Annotated in this window: 10 protein-coding genes; 4 read left to right on the top strand and 6 right to left on the bottom strand. The window is 69.8% G+C overall.

Going from position 1 to position 16,081, the window contains the following annotated elements:
• Window positions 1-322 precede the first annotated feature (322 nt).
• From ACZ4TV_RS13460 to ACZ4TV_RS13450, 3 genes are all read left to right on the top strand, one after another.
• Window positions 323-2,845, top strand: a complete 2,523-nt coding sequence (locus tag ACZ4TV_RS13460) for a CHAT domain-containing protein (protein ID WP_468133956.1) — start codon at window positions 323-325, stop codon at window positions 2,843-2,845.
• A 92-nt stretch (window positions 2,846-2,937) separates the two neighbouring features.
• Window positions 2,938-3,312: a hypothetical protein gene (locus tag ACZ4TV_RS13455; RefSeq protein ID WP_468133954.1), complete on the top strand. Its 375-nt coding sequence runs from the start codon at window positions 2,938-2,940 to the stop codon at window positions 3,310-3,312.
• A 215-nt stretch (window positions 3,313-3,527) separates the two neighbouring features.
• On the top strand, window positions 3,528-3,716 hold the full coding sequence (locus ACZ4TV_RS13450; RefSeq protein ID WP_468133952.1) for a hypothetical protein: 189 nt from the start codon (window positions 3,528-3,530) through the stop codon (window positions 3,714-3,716).
• Window positions 3,717-3,740: 24 nt separating this feature from the next.
• On the opposite strand, the gene ACZ4TV_RS13445 is transcribed toward ACZ4TV_RS13450, so the two are convergent.
• Complete coding sequence (locus ACZ4TV_RS13445; protein ID WP_468134125.1) at window positions 3,741-3,974, bottom strand: hypothetical protein; 234 nt, start codon at window positions 3,972-3,974, stop codon at window positions 3,741-3,743.
• On the opposite strand from ACZ4TV_RS13445, the gene ACZ4TV_RS13440 reads away from it, so the two are divergent.
• Window positions 3,915-4,172 carry a Scr1 family TA system antitoxin-like transcriptional regulator gene (locus ACZ4TV_RS13440; RefSeq protein ID WP_468134115.1) on the top strand — a complete coding sequence of 86 codons (258 nt, stop codon included), beginning with the start codon at window positions 3,915-3,917 and terminating at the stop codon, window positions 4,170-4,172. The two genes, ACZ4TV_RS13445 and ACZ4TV_RS13440, sit on opposite strands and share 60 nt — an antisense overlap.
• Before the next feature lie 265 nt (window positions 4,173-4,437).
• Here ACZ4TV_RS13440 and pglX read toward each other — a convergent pair whose 3' ends face one another.
• The 5 genes from pglX to pglW all read right to left on the bottom strand — a co-directional run bounded on the left by pglX (window position 4,438) and on the right by pglW (window position 16,025).
• On the bottom strand, window positions 4,438-8,196 hold the full coding sequence (pglX, locus tag ACZ4TV_RS13435) for a BREX-2 system adenine-specific DNA-methyltransferase PglX (RefSeq protein WP_468133950.1): 3,759 nt from the start codon (window positions 8,194-8,196) through the stop codon (window positions 4,438-4,440).
• 99 nt (window positions 8,197-8,295) lie between these two features.
• Complete coding sequence (locus ACZ4TV_RS13430) at window positions 8,296-9,765, bottom strand: hypothetical protein (protein ID WP_468133948.1); 1,470 nt, start codon at window positions 9,763-9,765, stop codon at window positions 8,296-8,298.
• On the bottom strand, window positions 9,762-11,102 hold the full coding sequence (locus ACZ4TV_RS13425; RefSeq protein ID WP_468133946.1) for a KGGVGR-motif variant AAA ATPase: 1,341 nt from the start codon (window positions 11,100-11,102) through the stop codon (window positions 9,762-9,764). Before ACZ4TV_RS13425 ends, ACZ4TV_RS13430 begins: the two co-directional genes overlap by 4 nt.
• Complete coding sequence (locus ACZ4TV_RS13420; RefSeq protein ID WP_468133944.1) at window positions 11,099-11,596, bottom strand: hypothetical protein; 498 nt, start codon at window positions 11,594-11,596, stop codon at window positions 11,099-11,101. Before ACZ4TV_RS13420 ends, ACZ4TV_RS13425 begins: the two co-directional genes overlap by 4 nt.
• Window positions 11,597-11,645: 49 nt before the next feature.
• Entirely contained in the window at window positions 11,646-16,025 is a 4,380-nt protein-coding gene (gene pglW / locus ACZ4TV_RS13415; protein WP_468133942.1) for a BREX system serine/threonine kinase PglW, read from the bottom strand.
• Between the last annotated feature and the right edge of the window lie 56 nt (window positions 16,026-16,081).

Raw genomic sequence — 16,081 nt, 5'->3', positions numbered from 1 at the left:
ACGCACCGCTCCCGCGCACCCCACACCTCGCCCTCTATCCTGCCAGCTCACCGGGCTGTCCCTACCTGTGCGGAGAAAGATCGCCTGCGGTTGCGGCGATTACCGGCCGGGTGTAGCCGAGAAGCACGCCCACACCGTCTTCCCCATGACCGTGGCGGACGGGGCACGGCAACGACAGGTGTGCGGCCGGGGCGGCTACTCGTTGTCGGGGCGGCGGCGCCTGCTGTCGGATTCGTATGGGCTGATGGCATTGCCAGGCTTGGGTGATCAGGTGAAGATCATCCGAGGCGAGGCGAGGCGAGGCGGGGATGAGGGGTGGCGCGTGGTTTGGTACGACCAGCTGTCCGACGGCTCTTCGGCCGTCTCGGCGGCCTCCCCTGACGGGCTCGACGCCGGGGCGGAAGAGATCCGGGATCTACTGTCGGACGACCGTGGGCTCGCAGAGCGGCTGGAGGCGTGGCAGGACGGCAGCGGTGTGCTGCCCGGCGCGCTGCTGGTGCTCACGATCGCCTTACGGGCTACCGAGGCGTGGAGCACTCAGCAGATCAACGAACTGCTGCGCCCCCTAGTCGCGCTCGGCGGCCACCGCCCGCCGAGCAGCCGCGACCTCACGGAGGCGACGCGCCTGATCATGCGGATGGTCCGCGCCCGCCCCTCCCCCGCCCTGCTGCGGCCCGCGCTGGCTGCCCGCCGGGACGCGCTGCTCGCCTCCTGGTGCCGGCGGCGGGACCTCGCCCCTGACGCGGACACCCCGTGGGGCCCGCCGAGCGGCCTGCCGCTGGTCCCTGCGCAGCCCCGGCCCGCCCACGACCGGGCCCTCGCCGGCCTGTTCAGCGCGGCCCGGCCGCCGCTCGCCGTTCCCGGCCTCGGCGCGAGCCAGGCCGGAGCACCGTGGCGGGCTCAGAGCGGCATGGCGTTCCCGCAGGCGCCGGGCTGGATGTGCCTCGCCCTGCTGTACGGCGGTGAGGAGCAGGGCCGCCGGGTGCTCGGCACGGTCCCGTGGTGGTACGGGAGCGTGGACAGCCCGCTCCAGCGGGACGCGGTATGGCGCCCGCGCGATGCCACCCGCCTCGGGCGGCTGGTCTCCTTCACCCTCCGCGAGAACCGCTTCGCCGTCTTCACGGTGTCGTTCCCGCAGGCCGTCCCGAAGGCCGGTCCGGTGGAGTTCTCGTACACGTACGACCTGTACGAGCCGTGGGACACCGCCGAGTTGGCACTCGCCGTCCGGGTCGGGTGCGCGCGTCTCGATGTGCTGCACATCGAGGGGGACGAAGGGTTGCCGCAGGTGCGCCGCACGCTGTTGGTGGAGTTCCCGCCGGAGGTGGTGAGCACAGCGGGCTCGGCTCTGGAGGAGGCGCTGGGCCGGCACGGCGATCTGAGCCGCGTCCTGCCGCCGCGTACCGATCCCGCTGGCGAGTTCCGCGCAGCGGACCGGGTGAAGTCACGGGATCTGGCGGAGACCCTGGACCTGCTGGAGGGCCTGCCCGGCGTCGCACGGGAGCGACGGACCCCGCTGCGTCACGCGCTGCGCAGGCAGGAGCGGCTTCGGGTCGAGCGAGCGGAACGCCGGTACCGATCGCCGGATCGGCCGCTCCCCCATCGTCTCCAGGTGGACCTGCAGTGGGCGGGGCTGGAGGTCCGCTCGCTGGCGGGGCCGCCGCCCGACGCGGGACCGTCGGCAGGGCTCGCGCGGGAGCTGTCCGTCCTCGGCGCGGACGACCGGGCTCTGGTGCACCTGCTGCTGGGCGCGGATGGTGTGCGCGTGCTGTGGGCGCGCACGGCCGGTGGGTCGGCGCGCTCGGGCGTTGTTCCGGTGCCCGACTTCCACGTGGAGGAGCTCGCCCGGCTGACGACGCGGTGGGTGCGCGACGGCTATCCCGGCGAGCTGCTCCGTGCGGCCGGCCTGCTGCTCGCGCCGCTGGTGGAGCGCCTGGCGGAAACACTGCGGGAGGAGGGCGTACGCCACCTCGTGCTCAGCCCCTCCAGCCTGTTCGCGCTGCTCCCGCTGCACGCGGTGCCGGTCCCATCACTGGGCGCGGACCGGGTGCTGGCCGACTGTTTCGACTCCGTCTCGTACGCGCCGTCGCTCGCCTCGCTCACCGCGCTGGCCCGCCGCCCGCTGCTGCTGCCAGCTCCGCCCGCGCTCGTGGCGTACGGGGAGGATCTGCGCGGGCTGGCGACGGAGGCGGCGGTGCTGGGCCGCCTGTACCGGGCCGGACTGGACACGTACACGGGGTTCGCGGCCACCCCTGCTGCCGCCCTGGCCGCGGGCCGGGTCTCGGGCACGCTGCACATCGCCTCGCACGGTGAGACGGCCGCCGACCCGTACGCGAGCGGCCTACGGCTGTCCGCCGGGGCCGACGCCTCGGTCCCCGATCCGTACGGTGGGCGTCTCACGCTGGGCCGTGTCCTGCGGGAGGGGAACTTCGACGCCGCGCAACTGGCCGTCCTGGCCAACTGCTCCTCGGGCACCCACACCTCCACCCGCCTGGGGCTGGAGCGCTGCCGGACCCTCGATACGGCGTTCCACGCGCGCGGGGTGCGGGTGGTGCTCTCGACGCTGTGGCCGCTGTCGGATGCGCTGGCCCCGGTCTTCTCTGCCGTGCTGCACGCGCATCTGCGGGCGGAACGGTCGCACCCGGAGGCGTTCCGGGCGGCGGTGGCGTACGTGCGGGACCGGGGGTGGCAGCGCCCGCCGGAGAGCGCGGAGGGATACGCGGCGGAGGACGCGCTCGGGTACGCGGACGGGGAATGGCGGGCGCGGCTGAGCCGCTTCGAGGGGCGCCACCGGGCGGACTGGGCACAGCAGTGGGCTTGTTGGAAGGCAAGCGGACTGCTGTGGTGAGGCAGGGGAGCCACCTCCTCCGTCTGCGCGTCCGGCCGTCGTCCGTCCGTCAGTTGCGAACCGTCCCGAATCCACGACGACCCGAGGAATCCATGACCAGCACTCTTCTCCACAACCGCTTCACTGACACCGCCCCCAGCGGCGGGACCAAGCCCCACATCCGGTGGACCGCCGCCGAACTGGCCGAGCTGAGCCGTTCGGAGTCTGCCTCTCTGCGCACGGTCGCCGATCTGCTCGACGTCCTGTCCCGGGTTCCTAACGTCCCGGTCACCGCGACCGGGCTGCTGCCGGAGCTGGGCGTGACGCGGGACGAGCTGCGCGGACGGTTGTCATACCTGAGCCGGTGGACCTTCGAGCGGCGGGGGCGCGGCAACTGGCCGCTGCTGTGGGCCGAGGTCGCGGATGAGTGCAGCTATGCGGTGACGTCGGCGATGGCGGAGCTGTGGGCGGGTACGCCGAGACCGTGACCACGGCACTCACACGGCGGATCTCTGCCCGTTCCAGCGGCAGCTGGTGCTGTGGCGCGCCTAACGTGAGCGGCCGGGGGGTGACTGCGCGTGGATGGGGTGCGGCAATGGGGACGGAAGCTGGAGCTGAGGACGGCACGAGGACTCCGGGCTGGCGTTCCTGCGGTGCTTCGGACGTCAGATGAGCTGTTCCTGGAGGCTGCGGGCTCACGCAGGTGGAGGTGGCCGGGCACGTCGGGTACGGGGAGGGGCTCGTCGCGTCGGTCGAGCAGGGGCGTCGGGTTCGGCAGCCGAAGATGATCGACGAGGTGGACAAGGTCGTGGGGGCAGGTGGCGTCCTGCGGGCGATGAAGGAGGAGGCCCGACGCGCGTCCCGCCGTCTTCCGGGATGCGGCTCGACGTGAGGCGGAGGCCGTGGAGCTGCATGTCTAGGCGAAGCACGCCCTGCCGGGGCTGTTGTAGAGAGCGGAGTACGCGCGGGCGGACTTCGCGATGTGGCGGCCCCTCCTCAGCGACCATCGCGCAGCGGGTTGCTGCCCGGCCTGCCCCGCAAGAGATCTCCTCCGAAGGTCGGCACCACTGATGAACTCGTCATTGAGGAAGTGGCGCTCCACCGCCCCATCGATGGAGGCAAGCCGGAACAGATCCTGATGGTCAGCCATGCCCGAAACGTCGAGATCCAAGTCATGCCGAGGTCCTGTGACGATCACGCGTGGCTGGGTGGGCCGGTCACCTTGATCGAGACGCCTGGGCAGCGGAGGAACACCGACGTGGAGTCCAGGAGGACAGCCCCCTGCTCACGGTCTGAAACCGGCGCTCGCGTGAAATGCGCTACGGGATCATTCGAGCGCAGGCGCTGACCCGGCGTGCATCGCTGGCGCACATCGAGAAGTTGCTGGGAGAGCTATGAGGGTGGACGACTCCGGCAGCCGATGGCGACCTGGCCTGGATCAAGAGCAGCCACAGCAGCGGCGCCGGCGTCGAAAGCGTAGAGCTTGCCCCGGCGCAGGGCGGGGTTCCTTGTCCGGGACGCCGGGCCGCCTTCATCGCGTTCGCAGTGCGGCACCGAACGACGGTGGGGTCCGCTTCCTGTCCTTCACTGAGGAAGCGGACCCCACCATCTCACTACTCGGCCTTCTTGGGGCGACCGCCGCCCCGCGCCTTCTTCTCGGGGCGCCAGGCGGTCAGATCATCGGCCGAGAGGCCGTGCTTGCCGCGCTGCTCGTCGAGGTAGGCCTGGTACTCCTCGGACGGGGTCCCGTCCCACTCCTCGTCGAACTCGCCGTGCCACTGGTGGACCCAGGGCATGACCTCGTGGAGGCCGGCGAGGAGCGGGGTGATGCGCTCGGTATCCCAGCCCGCCTCGTCCGTACGGTCGTTGACGAGGTTGATCAAGGCCTGCGCCTGGTCCTTGTGGTCCCAGCCGGCCCAGCCGAGGAGGATCGTCGGGTCGGAGTCGGGGCCGGCGTCGGGGTAGGAGATGAAGCGTTCCTTGGGGACGTCGAGCTTGCCGCGGTGGGACCAGTACGACTGCTTGAGGAAGTCGGCGGAGCTGTACTTCGGCGGTACGGGGATGTCGAGCCGCTCACCGGTCCGGTCCTCCTCGCGCTGGAGGTCCCAGGTCTTCTCCCACTGGGTGCGCTTGCGGAGACCGGAGTCCTTGTAGCGCAGGGCGGCGAGGTACGGGACGTGTTCGGCGGCGATGACGTCCGCGAGGACGGTCGCGAGGGAGGCATCACGCTTGCCGAGGTGGTCGGCGGCGTAGAGCGCGGCGACGGACTGAACGTCCTCGTCGTTGCGGAGGGCGTCGGCGAGCTGGGACACGGTGAGGGTCCGGGGCTGCCGGAAGCCGTCGCGGTTCGCGAACCACAGGTCCTCGCGCTCGCAGGCGTCGAGCAGCCAGGCGCGGAGAGCAGCGTTCTCCTTCTTCTCCCAGGTCTCGGAGGCCCAGCGGCGCTTACATTCGGGCCGCTCGATGAGGGCGATGTCCTTACGGGACTCGATGAGGTCGATCCGGGCCTGCACGACGGCCTTGTAGTCGTCCGGCCAGTGGTCGGGGATCTCGGTGATCGGTGTGGAGCGGTGCCGCTCGAACCAGGCAGTCTCAGCCTCGCCGGCAGCAACCTTTCGAGCGAGCACGATCTCGAATGCGCGCTCGCCTAGGGCGACTTCGGCTCCATCGTCGGGCTGCCCGACGGTCGCGCGCGCCACTTCACTGGCGCTCAGCAGAGCGTATGCACCGTACACACTCCAGTCGAGCTCCTCCTGGAGTGCGAGCATGCGAGCGCGGATGTGGTCGTGCACATTGCGAGCCTCGTCGAGTCGGCTGCGGGTAGGCGCCCCGAATCGAGCTATGGCAGCTGGCTCTTGAGTTGCCAGCTTCTGCGCGAGCGAATCGAGGGAACGTCCTAGTTCGAGCGGCAACTCGGCGGGAAGAGGGAACTCCTGGAGCTTGGTTCCCGTGAATTCATAGCGATCGATCCAAGCTTCAGGAGTCCACCGATTACCGCCTCCGCTGGAGTTGTCGGTGCCCCCCTTCGCCTGACTCACCTGCTTGAGCCAGAAGCAAGCCGTCGACGAGTTCAGCACCCCCAGCAGTTCCAGGTGCTGCTCCTCTGTAGCGCCTTCCGGCAACTTGATCACGGGAGCGGAATGCTTGAACACCTTCGCGCCCCGGTCCAGTACAAAGTGGTTGTGCGTCGCCACAAACGCGAACGAAAGGAGATAGGCCGCATTCGTTCTGCCCCAGGACAACATGATGTGCTCATGCCAGGCCATCCCTCGCTCTTCCCTAGTCTTGCCGAATGTCAGCCCAGCACGCAGCACGCTCCGGTAGGGCCAGAAGAGAGACGTGCCTTGCAGAGCCAGAACAGCATCCTGGCCTTCATAGGGCCAGAGAACAGCCGTCGAGTCCGGGTGCCAGTCACGAAGGACGTCCCCCGTGACCAAGCCACGATGCTCGACCGCCGCCCGCTTCCATTGCGTGGGCACTTCTTCCGCAGCGAAAACGTCATCGTCACCGAGGATGACGTGGAAGCCGCTTGAGTCGATGACGTCCTTAAGCCGGTTCCTTCTGCTCGCTTCCACCTCCGCCAGCACGTGACCAGCGCCGCCACCACTCAGGGACCACGGGAATGTGGCGAAGCGCCCACGCTCAGCAGCTTCAACGGACACCCACTCAGACTCGCTCCCTGGCGTTCCCACTTGGTCCTTAATCGCCCGCCAAACTTGTCCTCGCGCCGGGTCCACCGGCTGATTGGGCTCCCCCCGAACCCCCAGGACCGCCCGAATCGGGTTCACCTGGCGCGCCACCTGGTTTCGCCCTGCCAGGATCACCGTCGGCGTCCCATGCCCCGGAATGTAGGCACCGGACGTGTCGATGACGTGCGACAGCTCGACACCCGAAAAATCCCGCTTCCGCTTCGCCTGCGGATCTTTGTAATCGCCGCCGTGGAAGAAGGACTCAATCAGTGGCTTCCCGAACTCGCGCTTCATGAAGGAGTTCGACGTGATCTGCCCCGTGAAGCCGCCGTTGCGTTCGTCACCGCCCGCACGGATGGCCAGCTCGAAGATCCGCTGGGCGAACGGCACTGACAAGGCGTACTTGCCCGCGCATGAAAAGTAGACGCTCCGGTAGTTCTCGTTCTCCTGCTTGTCCTTGACCGTGATGTACGGCGGGTTCGCCACCACCACGTGGTAGCTTCCGCGCCCCAGCAGATCTACCCGCTCGGCGAACTCCGCCGCATCCTCCGTGCGGTACAGGAACGCCCTGTCCCCTCCCAGCAGAAAGTCAGGGAGCACGTCCTCCTTACGCCCCGCATCCCGCCCGTGCAGCAGCGAGTCCCCCACCGCCACGTGGATCGGCAGTTCCGGCGCGCGCCCCAGTTCCCGCACCCCGCAGGCCTTCAGCGCAGCGACCAGCAGTCGGAACCGGGCGATCGCCGCCGCGAAGGGGTTCTTGTCGGCGCCGTGGACGGAGTCGAGGGCGCGGCGGACCAGGACCCAGTTATCGGTGCCCGGCTCCGCCTCGCGCCACTTCGCCAGCAGGCGCTCGAACATGCCCAGCAGGAAGTGGCCCGAGCCACACGCCGGGTCGATGCAGCGCAGCCCCCGCGCGATCGGGTCGTCCCCGTCCCACCCCGCCGGCTTGTGCTTCCACACCGGGTCGAGGCCGAATTCTTCCACCGCCGGTTCCAGCGTCAGGTCGAGGATGAACTCCTCCACGAACTCCGGCGTCTGGAGCAGCGCGTACGTCTTCCGTGCGTGCTCGCTCAGGTCCTGGTAGAGGTCACCCAGGAACCGGGTGTCCAGTTCCGCGTCCGTGAAGTCGTAACGGACCTCGCCGTCCGCGCCCCGCTCGCGCCAGAACGCGAGCAGCCCGCTCGCCATCCCGTACCCGGGCGTCAGCTCCCACAGCGGATTGTGGTCACGGTCGAAGAGACCGGCCACCGTCGGGTTGCTCTCAGCCAGCGCCTCGAACGAGGACACCAGCCAGTCCCTGTCGTTGCGCTCCGGGTGAGCACGGAAGTACGCCGCGTGACGATCCTCCGCCTCCGGGAGCCGCTCCCCCGGTCCCGACAGCCACGCGTCGGGGATCAGACCGTTGTCCTCGCAGAACCGGACAAAAACACAGGCCAGCACCCACGCCGCCGCGACCTGCGTCACCCGCTCGTCGCGCCATGTCTCGTACGGGGCGGCGGTCCGCTGGGCTCCGTAGGCGGACTCGTACTCGCTCCTCAGCGCCGCTCGGAACTCCTCCACCGAGTCCGTCCGACCGCGCAGGTCGTCCTCAAGGGCTCCCACCTGCTTCTGCAGATCCTTGAGCAGTGCGGCCTTGTCCACCAGCGGCGCCTTTCCTTCGTCCCACCCGTTGCCGCGTGCCACCACAAAACGGCACGTCCCGTCTATCCTGCCAGGCCAGCGGTGCTTTTCGTCCGGCCTGGCGAATATCCGAGGGGCTGCGGGGCCCGGGAGGGCAGGGGGCTACGAGCGGACCTTCGGTACTCCGCCCTTGCGCCCGATGGAGAAGGCAATCCGGTACACGTCCGGCAGGTCGATCCGGCCGTCCTTGCGGCGCCGCATGACACCGAGGGCGATCAGCTCGTCGATCAGGCGCAGGTAGTCGTCCGGGTACCGCGGTCCGGTACGGACCTCCGCGCCGTTCCCGCCCGCATTGGCACGCGCCGCCTCCCGCTGCAGGGTGACCGTCAGATCCGACTCTTCCCACAAGTCCAGCACGAGCGCCTCGTCGATCGGCACCTGCTGGCCGTCCAGCGGCTCGATGGCGGTGCGCACCCACGGCATGTCCTCGCGGATTTCACCGACGCGGGTCTGTGAGGCGGACTGCACTCCTCGCCGGATGCCCTCGTGGTGGATGGCGTACTCATGCCCCGCATACTTACCGCGCGTCTCGTGCACGGCCATGCCCAGGGCGTTGAGGAAGCTGCGCGGGCTCACCTGCTCGACGCCGTCCATGAGGTGGTTGGGCAGCCACGTGTAGGTGATGCCCTTCCGGTAATTCGCCCCCATGTACGGTCCTGCCAGCACGTTGAAGACTTCGGCCTGGATCTGCTCGTCGCCGAGCAGGGTGGAGGGCAACAGATGCCGCCCCGCGTGCTCGGTCCAGCCGCCGGTCCAGGAGCGGAAGCTCTCGGACTCTTCGCTGTCGTGGTTGCCAAGGTAGTGGAAGAAGAGGCCGTACAGGTTGGTGGTCGTCCACTGCAGGCTGGCGGCGTTCGACGTCAGCTTTGAGGCATCTGGGAAATGGAGGAGCGCCCCGTCGAACATGTCGGGCCGGATGAAGATCTTGCACCTGATGTTCCTGGTGCTCAGCCGCATCTCCAGAGCCAGCTGAAGGATGCCCGCGACCAGCCGGTCGGCCTGGACTCGATCCCGGTGGAGGTGCTCCAGAGCATCGAAGAGGACGAGGTGCGTGATCTTGTCAGCTTGTGCCTGCTTGTCGGCCTGGGCGATGGTCCGGTCGCGCGCTCCCGGGTTGGCCTTCACCCAGGCGATGCGGTCCTTCCACTCCATGTTCCCTTGGAGCTCGGGCTGTCCGAGTGCCACGAGGAGCACGGCGTTCCACAGGTCGTAGGCACGCACGCCACCCTCGCCGTCCACGAGACTGGCCAGCTCGCCTGCGCCCGGGTACAGGTCGGGGTCCAGCACCGCGCTGTATCCCGGCGAGACCTTCAGGTGCCGGAGCCGTTCGATGCGGTACTCCTCCGCAGCGACGTCCCGCAACTGATCGTCGAGCAGGGACCGGCACCAGAAGGTCTTACCCACGCCACGGCCGCCCCGCACCACGGTGGTGTCCACGTGGAGGGCAAGGCGGTGGGTGTCCGGGGTGAAGAGGTTGGAGAGCGTCGGTTCGACCGTGTCGGCGTCCTGCGCGGGGGGCAGCGCGGAAACCAGCAGGTTCCGGTAGTCCTCGGCCTCGAGCGGGGCGGTCATCGCGGTCCTTCGATCATCAGGCGGGTGGCAGTCTTCAGGAAGGAATCGTACGCGGCCTGAACGAACGCACGATTGTCCCAGCCGGGCGTCGAGACAGCGTCGAGGCCGACGAGTTCGATGGCGAACAAGATCGGAATGGGCGAGTGCGGCGCCGAGCCGTCCTCCGGGCTGGGGTTGAAGCCCGTGTCGCCATCGACGAGATCGTCGTAGAGGACGGAGAAGCACTCCCAAGCATGGTCCCGGAACGCCTCCAGGTAAGCCGGACGGTCGGAGTCCGGGACCATCGAGGCGACCATCCGCAGCTTCTCCCGGATTTCCGGCGCCTGCCCCGAGGAACGCCAGGCCATGAAGAGGTCGCGGTAGCCGGCCCACGTCTGGCCGTTGTCGCTGCCGAAGAGCAGCGCGAGGTCGCAGAGGCGTGAGATCGCGACGGCGGCGATGTCGTGGATACCCGCCCGGCTGTCGAGGAGTACGACGTCGGGGCGGCGACTTTCCCTGGCGACCGCGTCCTCGCAGGCGCGGACCGCCGCCTCCAGGCGGTCCGCGAAGCCGCCCTGGCCATGTCCTGGCACGTCGGCATAGACACGGTTGAGCTTGTCGACGTACGCGTACTCCGTGCCGGGCGTTCCTCGGCCGCGGGCGGGGGCCACCCAGAGCTCGCCGTTGTTCTGGAGCTGGAAGTGGGTGGCCTGCGCGACGAGGTCGAGGCCTTCCTCGTTACCCAGCGCCGATTCCACGAGCTGGTCGATGATCCCGTACTGGGGTAGCTGCTCTTCGGCGACGAGCAGAGGGCCCGCGCCGGGCGACTCCAGGTCGAGGTCGACGACCAGGACGCAGTTACCCTGGCCGGCGAGGTGTTTGGCCAGCATGAAAGTGGCGGTCGAGCGGCCCACACCACCCTTGAAGCCGTACAGCGCGGTACGAGCTGTACGTACTCCCCCGGACTCCGGTTCGGGGGTGCTCACCTTCGCCCAGTCCTCGCCGACGACGGTGTTGTCGAGCCAGCGGATGCTGCCCTGGTCCGGGCCGGCAGCGTAACCGAGTTCGGCGACCGCCCGGGGCGAGGCGAAGTACGCGTCCGGCTGGAAGAGGCCGGAGGCGAGGAGCAGAGGGCGGTCCGCTGCGTACCGGCCGAGGGTGCTGGTGAGTTGCTCACGCCAGGCCTCAGTAACGCTACCGTCGATCTTTCCGGGCCGGTCGTCCAGGAGCAGGGAGAACCGGCCGAAGATGTCCCGTACGAGGAGCGCGTCGACACCGGATGCGGCCGCGTCGTGGGCGACGGCGAGCGCGAGGGGGCGCGCCGCGTCGAAGCGGACCGGATCGGGCGGGAGGGTCACGTGAGTACTCCGTCGATGAGTGCCTGCTCGTGCAGGCCGAGGATCTGTTCGGATGCGGCGCGGCGGGCTCGCACATCGGCCTCGATCACGGAGGACCCGTCACTGTAGCGGTCGTGCACGCTCCAGGTGGCGAACGGCGCCTCTGCCGCCAGGATTGCAGACAGGACGCTTCCGGTGCGTCCGCGGAGCAGGAGCGTGGCATCGGATATGACGTCTCCTGTGTCCGACCAGGCCTCCGGAAGATGCTCGACGAACCGCGGTTTCCCGTTCTGCTGGGGGATGTACGGCTTGTTGGTCGGCTGTCCACCCGGCTTGATCGGAGCCACCGATACCTTGGTGTAGCGCAGCATCAGACTCTTCAGCGCACATTCCACGGCGAAGCCGAAATGGTGGTCCGCGTTGGGCAGTCGGCCGTCGTCGTGCAAGTAGACGGCGTCATAGTGGTGTCGTAACGCGGCGCCCGCGTAGTGGTCTTCCTTCGAAGTCTGAGGCACAGCCTGATCTTAGGGTGCCGCCTCCAGAAGGAGGCAGCCCCCTCGCACCTCAGGACCCCTGCCGCAGCTCCTTCAGGAACAGTCGGTCCAGCACAGCCCATTCGGTCGCCCGGTCCACGACCTCCACCGTGCGGCCGTCCAGCGATGGTGTCTGCTTCGGATCCTCCATCGGACACAACCACCACAGGCCGTGCGGGAGATCCGCCGGACGGCGGGCCGACTGCTGCAGCGCGGACAGCAGCTCCCGGCCGCCGCCGTCCCAGTAGCGGGCCAGGAGACCGGCGTTGTGGACGAAGAGGACCGCCTTGGTCCCCGAGGCCTCGGCCGCCACCCTCAGGCGCTCGGCCAGGCGCTCGGCCACCACCTGCGTGTACGAGCGCAGGGCCGCGCCGAGTTCACCGGTTTCCGTGAACCTGGTGTCTGCACGGAGCACCGCCGTCCAGTTCTTGCCCCGCTCCTCCACCAGTTCCCGGAACACGGTCAGCAGCTCGGCGTTGAGGTCTACCGGTACGACGGGGAACTCGGCGGCCAGGGCCTCGGCCGCGCCCGGGAGCTCCGCAGCTTTCAGGGTAAGGGCGAGGAAGCCGCCGCGGCGTGCCGAGGCGTCCAGCCGGGCGCGCAGCACCGTCTGCGGGTCGCGTCCCGTGGCCACCGCCACCTGCGCCTCGGCGACCAGCACGCTGGTGCGCGTGTACGTGGAGCTCGGCCAGTGTCCCGCCTCCACCGCAGGCGGGAAGAATCGCTTGCGGTCGTGGGAGTAGGACAGCGGGAACTGTGCCTCGCGCAGGGCCTCCTCCAGCTCGACGTGCGTGGGCTCGTCGCCGGCGCCCAGGGAGGGGAAGCGGGCCTGGACGCGGGCGAGGAGTTCGCCGGCCGAGATGCCCAGATCGCGTCTGACTCCGGCGGCCGCCTGCGAAATGCGCAGCGCGCGGGCGAGTTCGAGACTCGTCGGGTACAGCTCCAGCCGAGGGGAGGCCGCGACACCGGTGGCGACGGCCGCCGCGAGGGCCACCAGGCGGGTGTCGGCAATCGGCGCCATTCCCTCCGGAGCCTGAACGGCGCGCAGCTCGCGGACGACGGTCGCGCGGCCGGGCAGCGGATCGCGGCCGGCGAGGTCCTCCGCCGCGATCCCGAGGGCGGCGGCGTGATCGGCCAATTCCGGCGGGGTCGGGTCGTCGGTGCCGGGCAGCGAGTCGAGTGCCAGCAGTACGCGCGTTCCGCGACGCAGGATCGCCAGGCGCGGTTCGTCGCCCTCCCCCTCGGCGTCGTCGCCGCGCCGGCGGGCTTCCGTCTCGGCCGCGGCCCGTACCACGGCGAGCGCCTTCACGAGGGTCCGCTCCGGGGTGTCGCCGCCCGCACCGTGGCGGACGCGGAGTTCGGCGGCCGCCTCGTCGACGGTCATCACCCGGCCGGATTCGGCGAGGATCTGGACCAGCTCGTCACGGATCTGGGAGATCCACGGGGTTTCGGCCCATTCGTCGACGGCGGCGCTCTGGTGCCGGGAGACCGTGGCCTGGCTGGTGTCCATCTTCTTGGCGATGGCGACCTGTGCGGGCCACAGCCCGAGGTCCTGAGTGTCGTGCAGGCCCAGGGTGAGTCGGACGACCTCTGGACGGAGGTTTCCCTTGCGCGCGGGGCCCGGTTCCAGGCGGGCGGCGAGCGCGTCCACCGATTCGTGCCGGACGCCGAGGGCGTCGTCCAGGGCGCCCAGGCCCGCGGGGGCGGCCGTCGAGGCGGGCCGGCGCAGCAGGGCCGTCCACTGCTTGTGCCGGCGGTTGAGCTCCTTGCGGACCAGGGCTCCGGCGCCGCGTGCGCGGGAGATCGTGTGCGGCGGGATATCGAGCAGGGCGCCGACGGTGGTGGCTCCCAGGCCTGCCGCGACCGAGACAGCGCGCGGCGAGAGACCTGCAGGACCCAGGGCAGTCGTCAACTCGGCCGCGGCCGCCGCGTGTTCACGTGCCTCGTCTGCGGTGGCGATACCGGCGCCGACGGTGGCGGGGGTCGTTGCCGGCCGCGTCGAATCGGCGTTACGGAACAGCTGCCGCCAGGCGTCCTGCATCTGCTGCAGGCTGTCGAAACGGCGGTCGAGGTCCCGGTGGAGGGCGCGCCGGAAGAAGGCAGTGAGACCGTCCTGCAGGTCGGGCTCGAACAGTTCGCCTGCGACGTACAGCTCGGCGTCGGTGACGGTGCGCGGGTCGATCTGGCCGTCGCCCCAGACGGGACGCTCGCCGGAAGCCATCTCGTGGAGGGTGACGGCGGCGCCGTACCACTCGGCGTGGTCGTCGAAGCGGGAGCGGCGGGTGTCGCCGAGGAAGGGGTCCAGATAGCCGCGGGTGCCCGCGCTGATGTCGCGGTCCGGGGCGTCGGCGAGGGAGAAGTCGAACAGCATGAGCTGCCAGGAACCGTCGCTGCGCTTGTAGAGGCCGAGGTTGTCCGGCTTGATGTCGCGGTGCCGAACCCCCTTCGCCGCCAGCTGGTCGAGGGCGAGGAAGAGGTCGTTTCCGTACCGCTCCAGCTGGTCGTACGTGAGCCTGCCCTCGCCGCGCAGTCGTGCGCCGAGGCTCGACTCACCCGCGTACTCGATCTCCAGGAGGGTGTGCCCGGCCAGCTCGCGGGGCTCTTCCAGGAGCCGTACGATCCTGCCGCCGCCGATCTCCTTCAGTGCCCGGGCCTCCGCGAAGAGGCGGGCGTCCTTCTGCCGGTCGAGCGCCACCTTGAAGACGCGCTGCTCCCGCACCGGCTCCCCGTCCGGTCCTTCCGCATCCTCTACTTCCCTTTCGACCAGCAGGGCACGGGCGGTGGCGCCGGTGCCGAGTACGCGCTTGACCGTCCAGACGGCGTCGAGGGGCTGGCCAGGCAGCACGGTGAGCGGGTCGGCGGCCGGAAGCCCCGGCTGTTCGGGGACGGCGGAGTCCTGCTCGGCCTGGTCAAGGAGGTCGAGGAAGCGGTCGGCAGAGTCGACGCGATCGTTGATGTCGGCGCGGGTCGCCTGGAACACCAGGTCGTCGAGGGCGGCGGAGATGCCGTCGGCGACGGCGTACGGGTGCAGGCCCCCCTCGGCGGCCAGCCGGTCGATCAGCGCGCTGCGCCGGTCAGCCGGCGGCTCGCCTGTCAGCAGCAGGTAGGCGAGGCTGCCGAGGCCGAAGATGTCCAGGTCGACCGGGTCGGCGAACTCCTGATCGGTCTCCGGAGCCAGATAGACGCGGGCGGCGTCCGTGATGAGGCCGGCGTCAAGCGCGGTACCTGCGAGGGAGGTCAGGCCGCTCGTCTCGAAGTCGCGGGCGGCCGTCTGCCAGTCGGTGATGCGGACGACGGGGTCGGAGCCGTCCTGGTGTGCCGACACGTAGACGGAGCGGGCAGCGAGTGCACGGTGGTAGAGCGAGCGGTTGTGTGCGTAGCGCACGGCCTCGGCGAGCTGCCGGACCAGGTCGAGGCGCATCTCAGGGGTGAGGCGGCCCCCGTACGCGTCGAGGTAGGCATCCAGGCGCAGGTCGGTGTGGCGGTGCCGGAAGAGAATTGCCGGGCCGCCCTGATGCTCGCGGATCTGCGCGGCCTGGGCGATGCCCCGGTGGTTGATGCCCTGGAGTACCTGGTACTCGCGGCGCGCGGCCCGGTCGGCGGCACGCTTCTCCGCCTCGCCGACCGCCTGGCCGACGAGGTAGATGCGTACCCGGCCCTCCTCCTGGACCAGTCCGTCGTCGCGCACCGCAAGGCGGTCTTCCCAGCCGGGGCCGACGTCCAGGGCGCGCGGCTCCAGCTTCCAGTCGTCGCCGAATCTCAGGTGGGCGACGGAGTGGCTGATGCCGATGCGCTGCATCCACTGTTCGAGGAGGTGGCTGGTGCGCGGGGTGATGCGCCAGCTCTCGCGCTCGGGGGGCAGCCCGAGGAGGTCGTCCCAGATCTTCGCGAGCCCACTGGAACCGTCGTTCAGGCCGTAGACGCCGGTGCGCTGGAATTCGTCGAGTCCGCTGACCAGTCCCGGCGAGTGCAGGAAGACGGCAGGCTTGATGAACGGCACATCCCGCGCATCCTTGCCGTCGGCGCGGGCGGCCCGTTCGAGCTGGTTCTTCAGCTCCTTGGTCTTGAGGTCGGTGAGATGCAGCGGGTTCTTGAGTGTGCGCACCCGGTCCGCGTGGAACTGCCAGGTGTCCCCGTGGTTGACGACCTGGCCGGGGTGCCCCTTGAGCTCCAGGAGGTAGAGCCCACCGGGTACGGCGATCAGCAGATCGCACTCGTTGATGCGACCGGAGGCGGCGGTGAACGAGAAGGTCGCCCACGCGCGATAGGGCTCGGTCTTCGGCATCAACTGCCGGATGTGGTCGAGTCCGTCCTGCTCCCACTGGAAGCCCGAGCGCCTCGGCTGGAACCACCGCTCCCGGCTCGGCGGGGGGCCGGGCTTGGGTGCGGGCTGCCGGGCTGCTGGCGTCACTGGGGGACCTCCGGGGCTGCAGGTGTCGTTAAGGATCTCGGAAGTTGACCCTACCT

It is taken from the genome of Streptomyces sp. NPDC028910 (genome assembly GCF_055564955.1).
Note: the sequence above shows the minus strand (reverse complement) of the source record. Positions and strands in the feature narration are given on the sequence as shown.

Bases quoted from the DNA above. Each gene is read 5' to 3' on its own strand.
- ACZ4TV_RS13455 (WP_468133954.1), top strand. From the start codon at position 2,938: ATGACCAGCACTCTTCTCCACAACCGCTTCACTGACACCGCCCCCAGC.
- ACZ4TV_RS13445 (WP_468134125.1), bottom strand. From the start codon at position 3,974: ATGGCTGACCATCAGGATCTGTTCCGGCTTGCCTCCATCGATGGGGCG.
- ACZ4TV_RS13430 (WP_468133948.1), bottom strand. From the start codon at position 9,765: ATGACCGCCCCGCTCGAGGCCGAGGACTACCGGAACCTGCTGGTTTCC.